17 protein-coding genes, 3 tRNA genes and 1 pseudogene are annotated in these 17,031 nt (G+C 72.7%); 11 read left to right on the plus strand and 10 right to left on the minus strand.

Annotation, left to right across the window (positions count from 1 at the left end):
* Positions 1 to 25: 25 nt before the first annotated feature.
* From Nocox_RS28050 to Nocox_RS28055, 3 genes and pseudogenes are all read right to left on the minus strand, one after another.
* Positions 26 to 403 carry a hypothetical protein gene (locus Nocox_RS28050; RefSeq protein WP_020547231.1) on the minus strand — a complete coding sequence of 126 codons (378 nt, stop codon included), beginning with the start codon at positions 401 to 403 and terminating at the stop codon, positions 26 to 28.
* 21 nt (positions 404 to 424) lie between these two features.
* Positions 425 to 478: pseudogene (locus tag Nocox_RS44020) on the minus strand (hypothetical protein); the annotation flags it as partial.
* A gap of 118 nt (positions 479 to 596) precedes the next feature.
* Positions 597 to 1,760, minus strand: coding sequence for an MFS transporter (locus tag Nocox_RS28055; RefSeq protein ID WP_020547232.1), 1,164 nt, complete (start codon positions 1,758 to 1,760; stop codon positions 597 to 599).
* A 198-nt stretch (positions 1,761 to 1,958) separates the two neighbouring features.
* Here Nocox_RS28055 and Nocox_RS28060 point away from each other — a divergent pair, with 198 nt between their 5' ends.
* Positions 1,959 to 3,206, plus strand: a complete 1,248-nt coding sequence (locus Nocox_RS28060; protein WP_020547233.1) for an ROK family protein — start codon at positions 1,959 to 1,961, stop codon at positions 3,204 to 3,206.
* A gap of 611 nt (positions 3,207 to 3,817) precedes the next feature.
* Positions 3,818 to 4,123: an integration host factor, actinobacterial type gene (gene mihF / locus Nocox_RS28065; RefSeq protein ID WP_020547234.1), complete on the plus strand. Its 306-nt coding sequence runs from the start codon at positions 3,818 to 3,820 to the stop codon at positions 4,121 to 4,123.
* 146 nt (positions 4,124 to 4,269) lie between these two features.
* Here mihF and Nocox_RS28070 read toward each other — a convergent pair whose 3' ends face one another.
* Together Nocox_RS28070 and Nocox_RS28075 are read right to left on the minus strand one after the other, a co-directional pair.
* Entirely contained in the window at positions 4,270 to 4,917 is a 648-nt protein-coding gene (locus tag Nocox_RS28070) for a response regulator transcription factor (protein WP_020547235.1), read from the minus strand.
* Complete coding sequence (locus Nocox_RS28075) at positions 4,908 to 6,155, minus strand: sensor histidine kinase (protein ID WP_020547236.1); 1,248 nt, start codon at positions 6,153 to 6,155, stop codon at positions 4,908 to 4,910. Before Nocox_RS28075 ends, Nocox_RS28070 begins: the two co-directional genes overlap by 10 nt.
* Before the next feature lie 185 nt (positions 6,156 to 6,340).
* Here Nocox_RS28075 and Nocox_RS28080 point away from each other — a divergent pair, with 185 nt between their 5' ends.
* From Nocox_RS28080 to Nocox_RS28090, 3 genes are all read left to right on the plus strand, one after another.
* Entirely contained in the window at positions 6,341 to 7,624 is a 1,284-nt protein-coding gene (locus Nocox_RS28080) for an acyltransferase family protein (protein WP_020547237.1), read from the plus strand.
* 47 nt (positions 7,625 to 7,671) lie between these two features.
* On the plus strand, positions 7,672 to 10,179 hold the full coding sequence (locus tag Nocox_RS28085) for a DEAD/DEAH box helicase (protein ID WP_026215173.1): 2,508 nt from the start codon (positions 7,672 to 7,674) through the stop codon (positions 10,177 to 10,179).
* Between the two features lie 188 nt (positions 10,180 to 10,367).
* Complete coding sequence (locus Nocox_RS28090) at positions 10,368 to 10,862, plus strand: DUF2087 domain-containing protein (protein ID WP_020547239.1); 495 nt, start codon at positions 10,368 to 10,370, stop codon at positions 10,860 to 10,862.
* 239 nt (positions 10,863 to 11,101) lie between these two features.
* Here Nocox_RS28090 and Nocox_RS43310 read toward each other — a convergent pair whose 3' ends face one another.
* The 3 genes from Nocox_RS43310 to dusB all read right to left on the minus strand — a co-directional run bounded on the left by Nocox_RS43310 (position 11,102) and on the right by dusB (position 12,964).
* The gene (locus tag Nocox_RS43310) at positions 11,102 to 11,353 is read right to left on the minus strand and encodes a hypothetical protein (protein WP_157383476.1); all 252 of its coding nucleotides are present in this window, start codon (positions 11,351 to 11,353) and stop codon (positions 11,102 to 11,104) included.
* Positions 11,266 to 11,655 (minus strand): PhoD-like phosphatase N-terminal domain-containing protein, encoded by a 390-nt coding sequence (locus tag Nocox_RS28100; protein WP_085996067.1) that lies wholly within the window; start codon positions 11,653 to 11,655, stop codon positions 11,266 to 11,268. The genes Nocox_RS43310 and Nocox_RS28100 overlap by 88 nt, the downstream gene beginning before the upstream one ends.
* A gap of 199 nt (positions 11,656 to 11,854) precedes the next feature.
* Positions 11,855 to 12,964: a tRNA dihydrouridine synthase DusB gene (gene dusB, locus Nocox_RS28105; protein WP_211212836.1), complete on the minus strand. Its 1,110-nt coding sequence runs from the start codon at positions 12,962 to 12,964 to the stop codon at positions 11,855 to 11,857.
* A gap of 81 nt (positions 12,965 to 13,045) precedes the next feature.
* Here dusB and Nocox_RS28110 point away from each other — a divergent pair, with 81 nt between their 5' ends.
* The 4 genes from Nocox_RS28110 (at position 13,046) to Nocox_RS28125 (ending at position 13,962) form a co-directional block, all read left to right on the plus strand.
* Entirely contained in the window at positions 13,046 to 13,681 is a 636-nt protein-coding gene (locus Nocox_RS28110) for an ACT domain-containing protein (RefSeq protein WP_033411238.1), read from the plus strand.
* 42 nt (positions 13,682 to 13,723) lie between these two features.
* A tRNA-Gly gene (locus Nocox_RS28115) sits at positions 13,724 to 13,795 on the plus strand.
* Positions 13,796 to 13,814: 19 nt separating this feature from the next.
* Positions 13,815 to 13,885 (plus strand) — tRNA-Cys (locus Nocox_RS28120).
* Positions 13,886 to 13,890: 5 nt separating this feature from the next.
* Positions 13,891 to 13,962, plus strand: a tRNA-Val gene (locus Nocox_RS28125).
* Between the two features lie 53 nt (positions 13,963 to 14,015).
* On the opposite strand, the gene Nocox_RS28130 is transcribed toward Nocox_RS28125, so the two are convergent.
* Together Nocox_RS28130 and Nocox_RS28135 are read right to left on the minus strand one after the other, a co-directional pair.
* Complete coding sequence (locus tag Nocox_RS28130) at positions 14,016 to 14,471, minus strand: ATP-binding protein (protein WP_020547243.1); 456 nt, start codon at positions 14,469 to 14,471, stop codon at positions 14,016 to 14,018.
* Positions 14,452 to 14,964, minus strand: a complete 513-nt coding sequence (locus Nocox_RS28135; RefSeq protein WP_157383463.1) for a hypothetical protein — start codon at positions 14,962 to 14,964, stop codon at positions 14,452 to 14,454. Before Nocox_RS28135 ends, Nocox_RS28130 begins: the two co-directional genes overlap by 20 nt.
* Positions 14,965 to 15,075: 111 nt before the next feature.
* Between Nocox_RS28135 and Nocox_RS28140 the strand changes: the two genes are divergently transcribed.
* Together Nocox_RS28140 and Nocox_RS28145 are read left to right on the plus strand one after the other, a co-directional pair.
* Positions 15,076 to 16,473: a helix-turn-helix domain-containing protein gene (locus Nocox_RS28140; RefSeq protein ID WP_157383464.1), complete on the plus strand. Its 1,398-nt coding sequence runs from the start codon at positions 15,076 to 15,078 to the stop codon at positions 16,471 to 16,473.
* Positions 16,470 to 17,003: an NUDIX domain-containing protein gene (locus Nocox_RS28145; protein WP_020547246.1), complete on the plus strand. Its 534-nt coding sequence runs from the start codon at positions 16,470 to 16,472 to the stop codon at positions 17,001 to 17,003. Before Nocox_RS28140 ends, Nocox_RS28145 begins: the two co-directional genes overlap by 4 nt.
* Positions 17,004 to 17,031 lie beyond the last annotated feature (28 nt).

Here is a 17,031-nt window from a genome sequence, read left to right on the forward strand (position 1 = left end):
ATGAAACCCGTGCGTAACCCGGCGGTCAAGTCACGATCGCATAACACCAGGTCAGAGGGGTGGGACGCAAACGCGCCGCAGGGCGGCCGCGGCGGCGACGGCCAGGGCCGCGCACCCGACCCGGCCCCCACAGCAGGAACGCGCGCCTGCGGATGCCCGCGATCGCGCGGTGCGCGGCGTAGTGCAGGCTCCCGGCCGTCCGGAGCAGCTCGGCCGCCAGCACGCCGGCCGGCATCAGGAACGGCCACAGCGCCACGGCGAGCGCCGGCCCGCCGCGCCAGGCCGGCGCGGAGACCGGGCCGAAGGCCCGCCGCCCGTGGACGCGCAGCGCGCCCCACAACAGGTCGGCCTCCGCCGCCGGCCTCGCGGCGCCGTCGCCGGTCAGCCGGTAGCAGCGGCGCACCCGGCCGTCGACGATCTCCTCCCGGTCCTCGGCGATCAGGCCCTCCTCCTGGAGGCGGTCGAGCGCGGCGTACAGGGTGCCGGCGCGAGGCGGACCTGGCCTTCCGAGATGCGTTCCACGTCGGTGATGACGCCGTACCCGTGCCGGGGACCGGCGGCCGACGCGGTCAGGATCAGGAAGGTCGGCGCCGGTGTCAGTCCCGGGCGGGCTCGGGGAGCGGGGCGGCGGGGGCCGGGGGCGAGGCGCGCAGGAGGGAGCGGATGGCCGGGGCGCCGGCGAGGGAGACCACGGCGGCCAGCACCGCCGGGATGATCAGCGCGACCGGCAGCGAGGCCAGGTCCGCCACGTGGCCCAGCACGGCGGGCCCGACCAGCAGGCCGCTGTAGCCGAAGGCGGTGACCAGGGCGAGTGCCCGCCCGACCCGCTCCCCGGCCGCGCCGACGGCGCTGAACAGCACCGGCACCACGGTCGCCAGCCCCACGCCGGCCAGCGCCCAGCCGGTCCACGCGCACGCCACCGTCAGGGCTTCCGGGGCGAGCGGGGAGAGCAGGACGAGCGCGTACCCGGGGGTGGCGAGGAGCCCGGCGAGCTGGATCGTGCGCACGGAGCCGAGCCTCGCCCTGATCGGGTCGCCCAGCAGCCGCACGGTGGTCATCGCGACCGAGAAGATCGTGTACGCCAGCGGAGCGGCCGCCGGGTCGGTGCCGAGGACCCAGCGGGCGTGCAGCGCGGCCCAGTCGATGGCCGCGCCCTCGCTCAGGTGACCGGCGAAGGCGGCGAGGCCGAGCAGCGCGATGAGCCCCCACGTGAGCGAGCCGCCGCCGCCGCTCCGCACCTCGCCGGAGGCCGTCTCGGGGTGCGCCGGGGCGGACGGCAGCAGCAGCCGCGCCGCCGGCAGGTAGAGCAGCGCCACGACCACGGCCGCGACGACCAGCACGAGCTGCGGGTCCACCCCGACCCTCAGGAACAGCGCGGTCAGCGCGCCGCCGGCGGCCCCGCCGAGGCTCCACGTGCCATGGAAGGCCGAGATGACCGGCCGCCCGTAGGCGCGCTCGACCTCGACGGAATGGGCGTTCATGGCGACCTCGCAGGCGCCGAGCCCGAGCCCGAACACCACCGCGAGCGCCGCCAGTGCCGGGAACGACGGGGCCAGTGCGGGCCCGAGCAGCGTCAGGGCCGACAGGGGCCCGGCCACCCAGCAGACGCGGCGGCTGCCGTACCGGTCGACGAGCGGACCCGCCGCCAGCATCGACACCAGCGCGCCGGCCGAGATCAGCAGCAGGACGGTGCCGAGCCGGCCCGGGCCGAGATCGAGCCGCTCGTCGAGCGAGGGCAGCCCGGCGGCCCACAGACCCATCACTAATCCGGCGAAGACGAAGAATCCGAAAACTCCGACACGAGCGCGCCTGGCGTCAATGAGGCTTTTGTTCACGCCCAGAGCATAAACTGTCCCCACGCACGACGTCACGATGTGAGCGGAACACTGACGTGAACGGAGCGACCGGGTGAACGGAGGCACGGGGTGAGCGGGGCGACGGGTGACCGGAGGCATGGCGTGAACGGAGCCACGACGAGCGGCGAGCTGCGCGCGCACAACCGGGCCCGGCTGCTGCGGGCCGTGCACGAGTGCGGGGCCACCCGCACCCGCTCCCAGCTCACCCGCGACCTGGACCTGGCCCGCGGGACCGCTTCCGTGCTGGTCGCGGGGCTGGTGGCGGACGAGCTCCTGCACGAGGAGCCCGCCAGGGAGCACGGCAGGGGCCGGCCCACCCAGGTGCCGGGACCGCATCCGCGCGGCCCGGTGGCGCTGGCCGCCGACGTGCGCGAGGACGCCTGGGAGCTGGCGGCCTGCGAGCTGGGCGGCCGCGTCACGGTGCTCGCCGTACGGCCCCACGACGGCACCCCCGAGGACGCGCTCGGCACGCTCGGCGAGGCCCTGGGCGCCGAGCTGGAGCGGTTCGGCCACCGCGTGGCCGGGGTCGGCGTGGCCCTCGCCGGCCCGGTCCGCCACGGCGGCCTCGTCGACATCGCCCACCTGTCCTGGCACGCCGTCGACGTCCCCCACCTCCTCACCCACCCCCCCACCCCAAAGGCCCCCCTTCCCCTCGCCGGGCGGGGGGTGCCGTTGTTCGTGGGGAACGACACCGCGTTCGCGGCGCTGGCGGAGGCGCGGCGCGGGCGGCTGCGGGGCGTGCGTGTGGGGCTGCACCTGCATGTGGACTTCGACCTCGGCGGGGTGCTGGTCGTGGACGGCCGGCCGCTCGGCGGCGCGGCGGGGTCCGGCGCCGAGTTCGGCCACATGCCGCTGACCGGCGGCGAGCGCCTCTGCGCGTGCGGCGCGCTCGGCTGCTGGAGCACGGAGGTCGGCGCGAACGCCCTCCTGCGTCACGCCGGTCTGGCCCACGGCGGCGGGCGGGGCCGGGAGCAGGCCGAGCGGGTGCTGGCGACGAGCCGGGAGGCGGTGGCCGCGAACGCCCGCGCGCTCGGCCGGGGCATCGCCGCCCTGGTGAACGCGCACGACCCCGAGGCCGTGACGCTCTCCGGTCACGGCGCCGAGCTGTACGAGCGGGCGGGCGAGACGCTGCGGGCGGCGGCGGAGCCGTACCTGATGGCGATCCGCCGCGAGGTCCCGCCCCGCGTCGAGGGCTCGGCCCTGGGCTGGCGCGGCGCGCTCCTCGGCGCGATGGAGTCGGTCTTCGACGCCTTCCTGACGCCGGAAGGGCTCGGCGGGTGGCGCGGGAACCACCCTGACCAGGGCCGCGACACGCCCGATCGGCAGAATGTGATGAATTCCACGTCATAGCCGGAAAACACGCCATAAGGGCCACCTTTCGGCCCGGCCAAGTGATCTTGCAGGGCCGGGCGGAGGCGAGGCGCCGTCCGGGGACGGCCGGGGCGCGGAACAATCATGGTCCGCCCCGGCCGTCACCGATCACGCCGCCGCTCCCCCGGCCGCGCCCGCCGGCGGGCGGAAGGCCGCACCCGCCGCTCACCCGCCGCCGCCGGAACGCGCCACACGACCGGAGCTGATCGCGTCTTCGCAGCTCATCGGGGGTCTGCGTGCCCCTGGACAGGCCCCGGGCACGGATCCGGCCGCCCGCCGCGCCGCGCCGTCCCCCCTCTTCCCCGCCCGCGTCCCGGCGGGCGAGCCCGGCAGGCCCGCCTGACGCCGTCCCGGGCCGGCGTCCGGACGGGGGCGCGCGGCGGCGGGCACGATCGTGCGGCGGGCCGCCGGACGGCCGGAGCCGGCGCCCGCGGCCGGGCCCCGGCGGGCCGCCTGAGCGACCGCTCAGGTCGGAGATGGCGTTGAGCGGGGGCTTTCCGCAAACAAGAACCCCCGGCATCCGCCATGATTAGCCACTGCACCACGGGTAACAAAGACCCGAACCCCAACTCCCCGAGGAGAGAACAGAGATGGCACTTCCCACTCTCACCCCCGAGCAGCGGCAGGCGGCTCTGGCGAAGGCCGCCGAGGCCCGCGCCGCCCGTACGGCCCTGCTGGCCAAGGTCAAGGCCGGCGAGCTGACCTTCTCCCAGCTCCTGGAGCGTGACGACGACATCGCCAAGAAGATCAAGGTGTCGCAGGCCCTGCGGGCCGTCAAGGGCGTCGGCCCGGCCAAGGCCACCGCGCTCATGGAGGAGGCCGGCGTCGACGAGAAGCGCCGCCTCGGCGGCCTGGGCGCCCAGCAGCGCAAGAAGCTGGTCGAGGCGCTCGGCTAGGTAGGGCGGCCAGGTCCGCGCGGCGTCGCGCGGACCGGCCATTGACCCCCCTCGATCAGGCCGTGGAGGGGCCGGAAGAGCGGCGAGCCGCCCCGCTCTTCACCGGCGGGCCGGCCGGGGGCCGGGAACCGGCGCGGCCCCACGCCTCAGGAGCGCAGGTACGCCAGGACGGCGAGCACCCGGCGATGCTGGTCCGCGTCCTCCGCGTAGAGGCCGAGCTTGCTGAAGATGCTCCTGATGTGCTTCTCCACCGCCCCGTCGCTGATGACGAGCTGCCGCCCGATGGCCGGATTCGACTTCCCCTCGGCCATCAGCCCGAGCACCTCGCGCTCGCGGGGCGTGAGCTGCGCGAGCGGGTCGTCCTTGCGTCTGCGCACCATCAACTGGGACACCACCTGCGGATCGAACACGGTGCCCCCGGCGGCGACCCGCCGCAGGCCCTCCAGGAACTCGTCCACGTCGACGACCCGGTCCTTCAGCAGGTAGCCGACCGCGCCGCGGGCGTCGGCGAGCAGGTCGTCGGCGTAGGAGACCTCGACGTACTGCGACAGGATGAGCACGGGCGCGCCCGGCACCCTGCGCCGCGCCTCGACCGCCGCCCTCAGCCCCTCGTCGGTGAACGACGGCGGCATCCGCACGTCGACGACCGACACGTCGGGTTTGTGCTCGGCGATGGCCTCGACGAGCGCGTCGCCGTCCCCGACGGTGGCCACCACCTCGAAGCCGAACTCCTCCAGCAGCCTGACCAGGCCCTCCCTGATCAGGACCGCGTCATCGGCCACGACTACCCGCACGGCACCTCCGCCACGATCAACGTCGGCCCGCCGTCCGGCGACTGTACGGTCAGCTCCCCGTCCACGGCGCGGAGCCGGTCGGCCAGCCCGGCGAGACCGTGTCCCTTGGCGACGTGCGCGCCGCCGACCCCATCATCCCCGATGGTGAGCATGAGGGCGTCGCCGAGGCGCTGGAGCTGGATCGTGCAGACGGTGGCGCGGCTGTGCTTGGCCACGTTGGTGAGGGTCTCGGCGCAGACGAAGTAGAGGGCGTTCTCGATGGCTGCGGGGTAGCGTTCGATGGTCTGCACGTCGAGGTCCACGGGGACGGTGGCGCGTCCGGCGAGCGCGGCGAGCGCCGGGGCGAGCCCCCGGTCGGACAGGATGGGCGGGGCGATGCCGCGCGAGAGCGCGCGCAGCTCGTCCAGCGTCTCACGGGTGGCGGTGATCGCGGACTTGATCGTGGCCGAGGCCGCCTCCGGGTCCCTGGCGAGCTGGCGCTGGGCCCGCGACAGCTCCATGGCCAGCGAGACCAGCCGCTGCTGCGGCCCGTCGTGGATGTCGCGCTCCAGCTTGCGCAGGGCGTTCGCCTCGGCGGAGACGGCGGCGGCGCGGCCCTCGGTGAGGTCGCTGATGCGCTCCTGCAGCTCGGCCACGCCGGTCAGCAGCGCCCGGCCGAGCGAGGCGCGCAGCAGCGCCGAGCCGCGCACCAGCACCGGCATGAGCACGGCGAAGGCCAGGCCGAGCACGAGGTAGAAGGCGGAGTTGACGAGATAGCCCTCGCCGAGGCCGAGCAGCTCGGGCAGCTCGACGTTGCCGGGGATGCGGGAGGTGACGAGCCCGTAGATCGGGTACGTCAGCCCGGCCAGCGGCACCGCCCAGGCCACCGCGGTCAGCACGAACGACGCGATCGAGATCGGGAAGTTGAGCACCCCGTGCAGCAGGTCGAGCCAGGACTGCCCGATGGTGAGCGGGTTGACCAGGCGGCGGAAGCGGCCCGCGCCGGACGGGGCGGGCGTGTACCGGGGCCGCACCGGCGGCCGGTCGAGCACGTCGGACAACCAGCCGCGCTCCGCGTCGGCGAAACCGCGCGCGACCATCAGCGTGCCGGCCAGCAGCGGCACGCCGATCCACACGACCGCGGTGCCGACGCCGGCCGAGAAGCCGGCGACCATCAGCACGAAGGCGATGACGGCCGTGGGGAAGCCGACGACGGTGTAGCGGGTGTCGAGGAGGACCCGCCTCATCAGGGAGCGCATGGCCTCAACGCTAGAACCTCGGCCCGGACGTGACGAGCAGGCGGTCAGGTGTGCGGGGGTAGGGCTGTCCCTACCCTCCTCAGTGGTGTGATCTCGACCGGAGTACGGCGGCTCGCGGCAATGTGCCGGACCGGCCCCCGGCGGGAGCCTTGACCCATCGGCTCCCCCCTGAATCGAGGCTCCTCATGACCGTCCTGCTGGACCGCCCGGCCGCCCCCGCCGCGCCACCGCGTCCGTCCGCGGTCGCCCCCGCGAGCATCCCCGCCGGACGGGACTCGTTCGTCGATCTGCTGCGCGTGCTCGGCATCGCGCTGGTCGTGCTCCAGCACTGGACGATCCCCGTGCTGTCGTACGACGGCGCGCGGCTGACCACGGGCAACGCGCTGGCGACGCCCGGCGTGTGGGTGGTGACGTGGCTCAGCCAGGTGATGCCGCTGGTGTTCTTCGCGGGCGGCGCGGCGAACGCGATCGGCTTCGCCCGCTCCCGTGAGGGGACGCCGCGCTGGCTGGCGGTGCGGCAGCGGCGGCTGGCCTGGCCGCTGCTGCCGCTGGCGGCGGTGTGGATCCCGCTCCCCCAGGTGCTGCTCACGCTCGGCGTGCCCGAGCAGCCGCTCCGGGTGGGGGCGCAGCTCACGGGGCAGCTCCTGTGGTTCCTGGCGGTCTATCTCGTGGCCGTGGTGGCGACGCCGTACGCGCTGCGCCTGCACGCCCGCTTCGGCGCGGCGGTGCCGGCGGCGCTGGCGGCCGGGGCGGCGCTCACGGACGTCGTGCGCTTCACGACCGGTCTCGACGCCGCCGGCTACCTGAACGTGGTGTTCGTCTGGCTGGCCGTGCACCAGCTCGGCTTCTTCTACGCCGAGGGGCGGCTGCGCCGGCCGTGGGCGCTCGCGGCGGGCGGGTTCGGCGCGGCGGCGCTGCTGGTGGCCTTCGGCCCCTACCCGGGCAGCATGATCGGGCTGCCCGGCGCCGAGGTGTCGAACATGGCCCCGCCCACGCTCGCCATGCTGGCCGTGGGCGCCGGGCAGGTCGGGCTGGCGGCGCTGCTGCGACCGGCGCTGGTCCGGCTGCCGCTCGGCCGGCTGCTGGCGTGGGCCGGGCCGCGGATCATGACGGTCTACCTGTGGCACATGCCGGCGCTGTTCGCGGTCACGGGCGTGGTCGTGGTGCTGCTGCGGGTGGACACGCCGGCGCCGGGGAGCGCGTTCTGGCTGGCGGGCTGGCCGCTCTGGTTCGGGCTGCTGTGCCTGGTGATGTGGCCGCTGACGCGGATCTTCGCCCGGTTCGAGACGCCGCCCGCGCTGCCGTACGGCACGGCCGGCCAGGGCGCCATGGCGGGCGCGGCGGCGCTGGTCGGGGCCGGGGTGCTGGCCCTCACGGTGGGCGGCTTCGCGCCGGGCCCGTGGCCGTTCCTGGCGGTGCTGGCGATCCTCGGCGGGCTGCTCATGACCGCGCCGCGGGCCCGTTCCTGACCCGAGATGGCGGGGACCGGTTCGAGCACCGGGCAAACTTCGGCAGGATAGAGGGTGTGAGCCTACTCGTGGACCGCCTGCCAGAAGAGATCGACGCCGAGCCGGACGCCATCTTCGACGCCTTCGCCGCCTGGAACACCGAGCGCGGGCTCACCCTCTATCCGGCCCAGGAGGAGGCGCTGATCGAGGTCGTCTCGGGCAGCAACCTCATCCTGGCCACGCCCACGGGCTCGGGCAAGTCGCTCGTGGCCGCCGGGGCCCACTTCACGGCCCTGACCCGCGACCAGCGCACCTTCTACACCGCGCCGATCAAGGCGCTGGTGTCGGAGAAGTTCTTCGACCTGTGCGCCGTCTTCGGCACCGAGAACGTCGGCATGATGACCGGCGACGCCAGCGTCAACCCGGGCGCCCCCATCATCTGCTGCACCGCCGAGATCCTGGCCAACGTGGCGCTGCGCGACGGCGCTCAGGCCGACATCGGCCAGGTCGTCATGGACGAGTTCCACTTCTACGCCGAGCCCGACCGCGGCTGGGCCTGGCAGGTGCCGCTGCTGGAGCTGCCGCACGTGCAGTTCGTGCTGATGTCGGCGACGCTCGGCGACGTCACGATGTTCGAGCGCGACCTCACCCGGCGCACCGGCCGGCCGACGGCCGTGGTCAAGCACGCCGAGCGGCCGGTCCCGCTGATCTACTCCTACCGGATGACGCCGCTGCACGAGACGCTGGAGGAGATGCTCTCCACCGGCCAGGCGCCGGTCTACGTCGTGCACTTCACGCAGGCCGCGGCCATGGAGCGGGCGCAGTCGCTGATGTCGATCAACATGGCGACGAAGGCCGAGAAGGAGGCCATCGCCGCGATGATCGGCGGCTTCCGCTTCACCACCCGCTTCGGCCGGGCGCTGTCGCGGCTGGTGCGGCACGGCATCGGCGTCCACCACGCGGGCATGCTGCCGAAATACCGCCGCCTGGTCGAGCGGCTGGCGCAGGCGGGCCTGCTCAAGGTCATCTGCGGCACCGACACCCTCGGCGTCGGCGTCAACGTCCCGATCCGCACGGTGCTGTTCACCGCGCTGTCGAAGTACGACGGCAACAAGGTCCGCCGGCTGCGCGCCCGCGAGTTCCACCAGATCGCCGGCCGCGCCGGCCGGGCCGGGTTCGACACCATCGGCTACGTCGCCTGCCAGGCCCCCGAGCACGAGATCGACAACGCCCGCGCCCTCGCCAAGATCGGCGACGATCCCAAGCGGCGGCGCGGCTACGCCCGCAAGAAGCCGCCGGAGGGCTTCGTCGGCTGGAGCGAGGAGACCTTCCAGAAGCTGCAGGAGGCCGAGCCCGAGCCGCTCCAGTCGCGTTTCAAGGTCACCAACGCGATGCTGCTGGCCGTCATCAACCGGCCGGGCGACTGCTTCCAGGCGATGAAGCACCTGCTGACCGACAACCACGAGGACCGCAAGTGGCAGCGCCGGCACATCAGCCAGGCCATCGCCATCTACCGGTCGCTGCTCGCCGGCGGCATCGTCGAGCAGTTCGCGGAGCCGGACGAGCAGGGCCGCAGGGCCCGCCTCACGATCGAGCTGCAGGAGGACTTCGCGCTCAACCAGGCGCTGTCGACGTTCGCGCTGGCGGCGTTCGACCTGCTGGACCGCGAGTCGCCGTCGTACGCGCTGGACCTCGTCTCGATCGTCGAGTCGATCCTCGACGACCCGCGCCAGATCCTGTCGGCGCAGCTCAAGAAGGCGAAGGGCGAGGCCGTCGCGCAGATGAAGGCCGACGGCATCGAGTACGAAGAGCGCATGGAGCGGCTCACCGAGGTCATGTACCCGATGCCGCTGGAGGACCTGCTGCTCGGCGCGTACGAGACCTACCGGCGCGGCCATCCGTGGGTCGCCGACCACACGGTGAGCCCGAAGTCGGTGGTGCGCGATATGTTCGAGCGGGCGATGACCTTCGGCGACTACATCCAGTTCTACGAGCTGGCCCGCTCCGAGGGCACGGTGCTGCGTTACCTCGCCGACGCCTACCGCACGCTGTCGCGCACGGTGCCCGAGCATCTCAAGACCGACGATCTGGTGGATCTCATCGAGTGGCTGGGCGAGCTGGTCCGGCAGGTCGACTCCTCGCTCATCGACGAGTGGGAGAAGCTGGCCAACCCGGCGGAGGCGCTGGAGCGGCAGCAGGAGCTGGAGGCGCGGGTGCGGCCGGTCACCGGCAACCCGCGGGCCTTCCGCGTGCTGGTCCGCAACGCCATGTTCCGGCTGGTCGAGCTGTGCGCGCTGGAGAAGGAGGAGGAGCTGGAGGAGCTGGCTCCCGACGTCGACTGGGGCGCGGCGCTGGACGCCTACTACGCCGACCACGAGGAGATCCGCACCGACGCCGACGCGCGCGGGCCGGCGCTGCTGCGCATCGAGGAGGAGCAGGGGCTCTGGAAGGTGCGCCAGACGATCAAGGATCCGGCGGGCGACGGCGACTGGGGCATCGACGCCCAGGTGGACCTCGCCGCCTCCGACGAGGAGGGCCGGGCCGTGCTGCACGTGCAGGGGCTCAACCGGCTGTAGGAGGATGACAAGCCGTGTGCCGGAACGGACTGGCAAGGGCGTCCCGGCACACGCCTGTCGATTCAGTGTCTGACGCGGGACGTAGGGGTCGTGTCATGACACTGTCTTAAGATCGTGACATTTCGCGACCACCCGTCCAGGTCCTTCGCGGCCCGGAAAGATCCGCGATCGTGCGACAAAATAGACCGGTGAGCGACGAAGAGATCAGGCGCGTCCTCGGGCTGCTCTCCCAGGACGACACGTTGCGCGCCTTCGCCTCCCTGGTGCTCGGCGAGAGCGACGGCCTCCCCCCGAAGACCCTGCGCAAGCTGGCGACCGGCGGGCTGGCCGCGTGCGACGAGAGCGGGAAGTGGCGGGCGGCGCCCGAGCGCTTCAGGGAACTGCTGCGCTCCAGCGCCGCGCCCGCCGAGGCGCTGAGCGAGGAGGAGCGGGTGCTGCGCACGTTCCTGGTCGACGGGCGGCTGACGACCCTGGCGATGCGCCGCGACAAGCGGCTGGTGGTGCTGCGCTACATCGCCATGGTCTTCGAGCCGGGCATGCGTTACGCCGAGAAGGACGTCAACGTCGCGCTGCGGGCCTTCCACGACGACTACGCGGCCCTGCGCCGCTACCTGGTGGACGAGGAGCTGCTGTCACGGGAGGGCAACGTCTACTGGCGCAGCGGCGGTCACGTCGAGATCTGAGGCAGCCGTCCCCAGCTCCTCGACGCGGTAGCCGCCGGAGCCGAGCGACCAGGAGATCGTGGCGGCCCGGTCGCTCTCGTTGAACAGCGCGACCGCCCGCCCGGTCGCCGCTCGCGAGCGGCTTGGCCGGCACGTGGTACCAGCCGTCGCTCCTGACGAGGTCCACGGCGATCACGTCGGGGCCGGCGACGACGGCGGGCGGCGCGGCGGCGGCCGTGAGGGTGCGCGTGGGGGTCCTGTCAGGCGGGGTTGAGCTGCGGGCGGCCCGGCTCGATGACGAAGGAGCCGGAGGTGTAGGCCGGGGCGTAGGGTTCGGTGACCCGGGACAGGGAGCGGAAGTCGACCTTCATCTCCTGCCGGGTGATCCGGGTGCGGACGTAGCCGCGGCGGCCGTTGAAGAACTTCACGTGCGGGTTCTCCGCCAGCAGGTTCTGCGTGTCGGGGTACTCGTCCAGGCCGTCGCCCGCGCTGGTGACCGAGGTGGTGACCAGCTCGACGGCGACGGACCCCCGCGGCGCACGACGCGGCGGAAGCCCTCGTCCCTGGCCAGCTCCCACTGGACGGGAACGGCCCGGTCCGGCATGCCGCCGAGCCCGTCGAGCGCCACCGGGTCCATGGCGAGGCGCGTCCACAGGACCACACCGTCGGAGGCGGGCTCGCCGGAGGCGATCCCGAGCTGGAAGGGGTCGCAGAGAGGGGCACGGCGGGCCGCCGCGCACACGGGTGGGGTGCCCAGCGCGGCGGACAGGCCCAGGCTCGCGGCCCCGGCGAACAGTGAACGCCGGGTGATCATGGGGGATCCTCACTGACTACTTGACGGTGCGTTGCCTTCCGCGACAGCCTGGCCCGCGGCTACCTGCGGAGAGAGTTCTCCGAGGGACATCCGGTTGAAGAGCTGGTTAAGCTTCGTCTCGAAGCCGGTGAAGCCGGTGGTGATCGGCAGCGGGAAGGCGGCGGACCGCGGCCCGTGGCCCGCTGACCGGCCGCCGGGGTCAGCCGCCGGACACCTCGGACTCGGCGTCCTCGGGCACCGCGCCGTCCCACGGGTCGTCCAGCCAGCCGTCCGGCAGCAGCACCTTGGACCGCTCGCCCGACTTGCCGCGCGGGGTGTCGGTGTTGGGCGGCCACGGCTGGTCGTGCTCCAGCTTGGCGAGGCCGGCCCGCAGTCCGTCGAGCGACTCGGCCGTGCCCAGCTCGCGCCGCAGCTCGGTGCCGACCGTGAAGCCCTTCAGGTACCAGCCGACGTGCTTGCGGAAGTCGGCGACGGCGTAGCGCTCGATGTCGAAGCAGCGGGTCAGCCCCTCGGCGTGCCGGATCATCACCGCGGCCACCTCGCCGAGCGTGGGGCGGACGCGCTCGGGGCTGCCGTTGAAGGCGTTCTCCAGGTCCCTGAACAGCCACGGGCGGCCCAGGCAGCCGCGCCCCACCACCACGCCGTCGCAGCCGGTCTCGGCCACCATCCGCAGGGCGTCGTCGGCGCACCAGATGTCGCCGTTGCCCAGCACGGGGATCTCCGGCACGGCCTCCTTCAGCCGCGCGATCGCCGCCCAGTCGGCGACCCCGCCGTAGTGCTGCCGGGCCGTGCGGGCGTGCAGCGCGATCGCGGCGACGCCCTCCTCGGCGGCGATGCGCCCCGCGTCGAGGTAGGTCAGGTGGTCGTCGTCGATGCCTTTGCGCATCTTCATCGTCACGGGCAGCGTCCCGGCGTTCGCGACCGCGGCCCGCAGGATGCGGCGCAGCAGGCCGCGTTTGTACGGCAGCGCCGACCCGCCCCCGCGCCTGGTCACCTTGGGCACCGGGCAGCCGAAGTTGAGGTCGACGTGGTCGGCGAGGCCCTCCTCGGCGATCATGCGGACCGCCCGGCCCACGATGACGGGGTCCACCCCGTAGAGCTGGATGCTCCTCGGCCGCTCGGAGCCGTCGAAGCGGATCATCCGCATGGTCTTGGGGTTGCGCTCCACGAGCCCGCGCGTGGTGATCATCTCGCACACGAACAGCCCGGCGCCCTGCTCCCTGCACAGCACCCGGAACGGCGCGTTCGTGATGCCCGCCATCGGCGCCAGCACCACCGGCGGCCACACCCCGAGAGGCCCAATCTTCATCCGCCCAGTTGTAGCGCAGGTCAGGCCGTGACCGGTATTCGGCCGATAGGCTGTGATCAGCATCTCGACGAGGGGGAATGGATGCTTCTTCGCGTTCGCGTGCGGCTGCCCGACAGGCCGGGCTCCCTGGCGCAGGTCACCAGGGTCCTGGGTGCGGCGGGGGCCGACATCACCCAGATGATCGTCCTCGACCGGGGCGCGGGCAGCGCGCTCGACGACCTGACGGTCTTCTGTCCCGAGACCATCTCCCGGCAGGATCTCGTCAAGAGCCTGGAGGGCGTCGAGGGCGTCGCCGTCGAGGCGGTCTGGACCACCCGCGAGGCGCCCGGCACCTATCCGGAGCTGGAGATACTCAAGTACATCACCACGGCGGGCGACCGGGCGCTGACCACGCTCGTGGACTCGCTGCCGGTGCTGTTCAGCGCCGACTGGGCGGCCACGACCGCCGGCGACCGGGTGGTCTACGCGAGCTGGCGGGCCCCGCAGGAGCTCGACGTCCCGGCCGAGGCGCCGTCCCGCCCGGCCGCGATGACCCTCGGCGACGGCCTGCACATCATCCACGCCCCGCTGCCGCCGCTGGCGCTGGCCCTCGTCCTGGCCCGCAGGGAGGGCCCGGCCTTCCACCGCATCGAGGTCCACCGCCTCACCCGCATCCTGGAGATCTTCCTCAGCCTGCCCGCGACCGAGCGGAGCGTGGCCCGGCAGCTCCGCAAGTAAGCATCAACGCCGAAAACCCGCTAGAGTTGTGAAAGCAGCAACGCGGAAGTGGCTCAGTGGTAGAGCATCACCTTGCCAAGGTGAGGGTCGCGGGTTCGAATCCCGTCTTCCGCTCGGAGTGGGATGTTGACGCGGTGGCGTGGCCGAGAGGCGAGGCAGCGGCCTGCAAAGCCGTCCACACGGGTTCGAATCCCGTCGCCACCTCACAAGGACGATTAGCTCAGCGGGAGAGCGCTTCCCTGACACGGAAGAGGTCACTGGTTCAATCCCAGTATCGTCCACTCTGTAACGCCGTACCCGGTTTCGGGCACGGCGTTGCTGTGTTTGTAGGGACTTATGCAGCCTTGGGGCCGACTTCGGCCCACACAACTTTCCCGCCTCGGGGCGCCGGATAGGAGCCCCAGCGCCGCGCCAGGGAGTCCACGGCGCTCAGGTGCCGGTCAGGTGGCGTGGTGCTCGGTGGAACGGGGTCGGTGTCCCACACATCGATGATCAGGGCATCGGCGCTGGGGTGAACCCGAACGCCGACCGTGGCGAGCGTCGTGGGGTCGATGTCGGAGTATCGGAGGTTGGGGGCGGGGCGTCCCGTGCCCTCGACCGCGCGAGCGAGCAAGTGCCCGGCGGTCTGTTCGGCGACGTGTTCAAGGTGGGGCAGGTCCCACATTCGGGCGGTGATCCGCGCGAGCTGCCCGCCGATGGTGATCGCGGTGTGCAGCGCCAACAGGGTGAGTTCTGAGGCGCGTACGGCGGGCGGCAGGGGCGCGAACCGGTCACTCACCGGCGCGATCATCGAATGCCTCGTCATTCTGGGACATCACCAAGACGTAGGCGCCGGTCTCTATCTCGATCAGGGCGCGCATGGCCTGATAGATGCCGTCGAACTCCGACAGATGCTCGGGCGTCGGGATGATGACCGTGTTGACCTCAGGGCGGCACAGAGCTTGGAGGAGTTCACCGAATGCCGGACGACGGTAGGCATGCCGGTCGGTGTAGATGTCTACCAGGTCCAGCCCGGCCCGAGCCGCGAACCCGCGCAGGCTCTCGGGCAGGTGGTCGCGCTCAGCGGTGTCGGAGCCCGGCCTCCGGCGTACGTACCCGACCGCGAGTGGTCGCGATGGCTGGGCCGATCCGGGATACGTGACCGGTCCAGTGCCTCGGGCCGCCCGGAAGCCCTTGCCGATCACCGGCTCTGGTGCTGCGTGCTGCGTGGTCATTGGCTGCCTTTCGTACTGGCCAGCGGAGGGGTGATCCCACAGTGACCAGCGGCCGACGCGCACGGCCATGATCAATCACGCATCCCGGCATGCGTTCAGGCGCATATCTGGATGCGAAGTGTGATCGCGTGCTTACATTCGATGCGAGGGTTCTGGCGTATCCGATGGGGCGGTGCACCCATGACCGACGATCACGCGCGGTACTGCGTTTGCGGGACACGGCTGGCGCGCGACAACGCGACGGGCCGGTGCGCGGCTTGCGCCACGGGCACGCGCAGCGCCGCCGGCACGCCTGCAGGCCCACCGGAGGTGCCGCCGCAGTTCTGGAACCACCCCGGCGTGCGGACCGCGCTCGACGCCTGGCACATGGGCCGGGTGATCGCCGCCTACCGCTCCCATCCCCACCACGGCCGACCCCTCCGGCAAGAGACCGTCGCCGCGTGGGTGGGTATCACCCAACCTCAACTGTCCCGGATCGAGAACGGCCCGCCGATGACCGACCTGGGCAAGCTCACTCAGTGGGCGCGGCTGCTGTGCATCCCACCGGGTCTGTTGTGGTTTCAGGTGCCGCGGCAACGCGCGGCGCCCACGCCCACGGTTCCGGCAGTTGCGCGGGCCGCCGTTCCAAGGCCGGACGGTGGCGGTGGTGACGCGGCTGTGGTGGCGGCGTGGCGAACGGTGGACGCCCAGATCGGCGGCGCGCACCTGTACGCGACCGTCACCGGCTACCTGCGAGACCACATCGCCCCCCCCCGTCTGTTCGAGGGTAGGGGTGCAGAGGCGTTCACCGCCGCTGCAGCGCTCACGGAGATGGCTGGGTGGATGGCCCACGACGCCGGACACGACGATCAGGCGGAGCGGCACTTCGCGCGGGCGCGAGATCTGTCCGGGGTCGGCGATGACACCCAGCTGAGGGTTCACGTGCTGGCGAGTCTGGCGCATCTGGCTGCCCACCGGGCTCACGCTGATGACGCCATCGGCTATGCCGCCCAAGGACAGCGAGAGCTCGCGGCGGGGCCGTCACATCCTGAGCTGGCCGCGCGGCTGTGGGCGTTGCAGGCGCGCGGGCATGCCGCCGCAGGCCGATCACGAGAGACACGCGCGCTGCTCGGGCGCGCTGAGACCGCCCTGCAAGGTGCCCACGGCGCGGCGCTGTCGCCGTGGGTGTCGCCGTTCGACGCCGGGTCGCTCGCGGGAGACGCGGCCCGGTGCCTGCGCCTGCTCGGTGATCTGCCCGCCGCCCAGCGCCATGCCCAACGGGTCCTGGAGCTGCGGCCGGCCGGCCGTACCCGCTCCCGCGCGTTCGGATGCCTCACCCTGGCCGGTGTGCTCATCGAACGCGGCGAGTTGGAGCGGGCGTGTGCGATCGCGACGGATGTTCTCCATGCCACCGGGTCGCTAGGCTCGTACCTGGTGAACCGACAACTCCACGAGCTGCGCGACCAGCTCCACCCGCACCGCGCCTCGTCCTGCGCGCGGAGCTTCCTCGACCACCTGGACGAGGCGCTGCGGCGGCGGGAATGGCTCTACCAGCTCACCACCGACCTTCCCCGCCCCAGGACCGGCCCGACCTCATGACCGACCCCGACACCCGGCCGCTCTACGAACGCGATCCCGCCGCCTACCGCGCCCATCTGGCCGAGGGCAACGCCAACCAGGCCCGCAAACGCGTCGGTGTGGATGCGCTGGTCCGCGATCGCGACGGCAGGATTCTGCTCGTGGACCCCACCTACAAGCCGGATTGGGACTTGCCCGGCGGCATGGCCGAGGCCAACGAACCACCACTCGACGCCCTGCGCCGGGAACTCACCGAGGAGCTCTGTCTCGACCTCCCCGGCGGCATGGCGTTGGTGTGTGTGGACTGGGTCGCGCCGCACGGCCCATGGGACGACTCGGTGATGATGATTTTCAACGCCGGGACGCTCACACCTGACCAGACCACAGCCCTCCGCGTGCGGGATGCGGAGCTGGCCGCGTTCGAGTTCTGTCCCCCGGAGGAGGCGCGGAAGCGGCTACGCCCCTTCGTCTGGGCGCGCCTAGCCGCCGCGATCAGCGCCGCCGACGCCGGCACCGTCGCCTACCTCCACAACGGCCACTCCGTGAGCTGACACGTCCTTCAACCGTCATCCGCTGAAC

The sequence above is a fragment of the Nonomuraea coxensis DSM 45129 genome (genome assembly GCF_019397265.1).
Lineage (GTDB): Bacteria > Actinomycetota > Actinomycetes > Streptosporangiales > Streptosporangiaceae > Nonomuraea > Nonomuraea coxensis.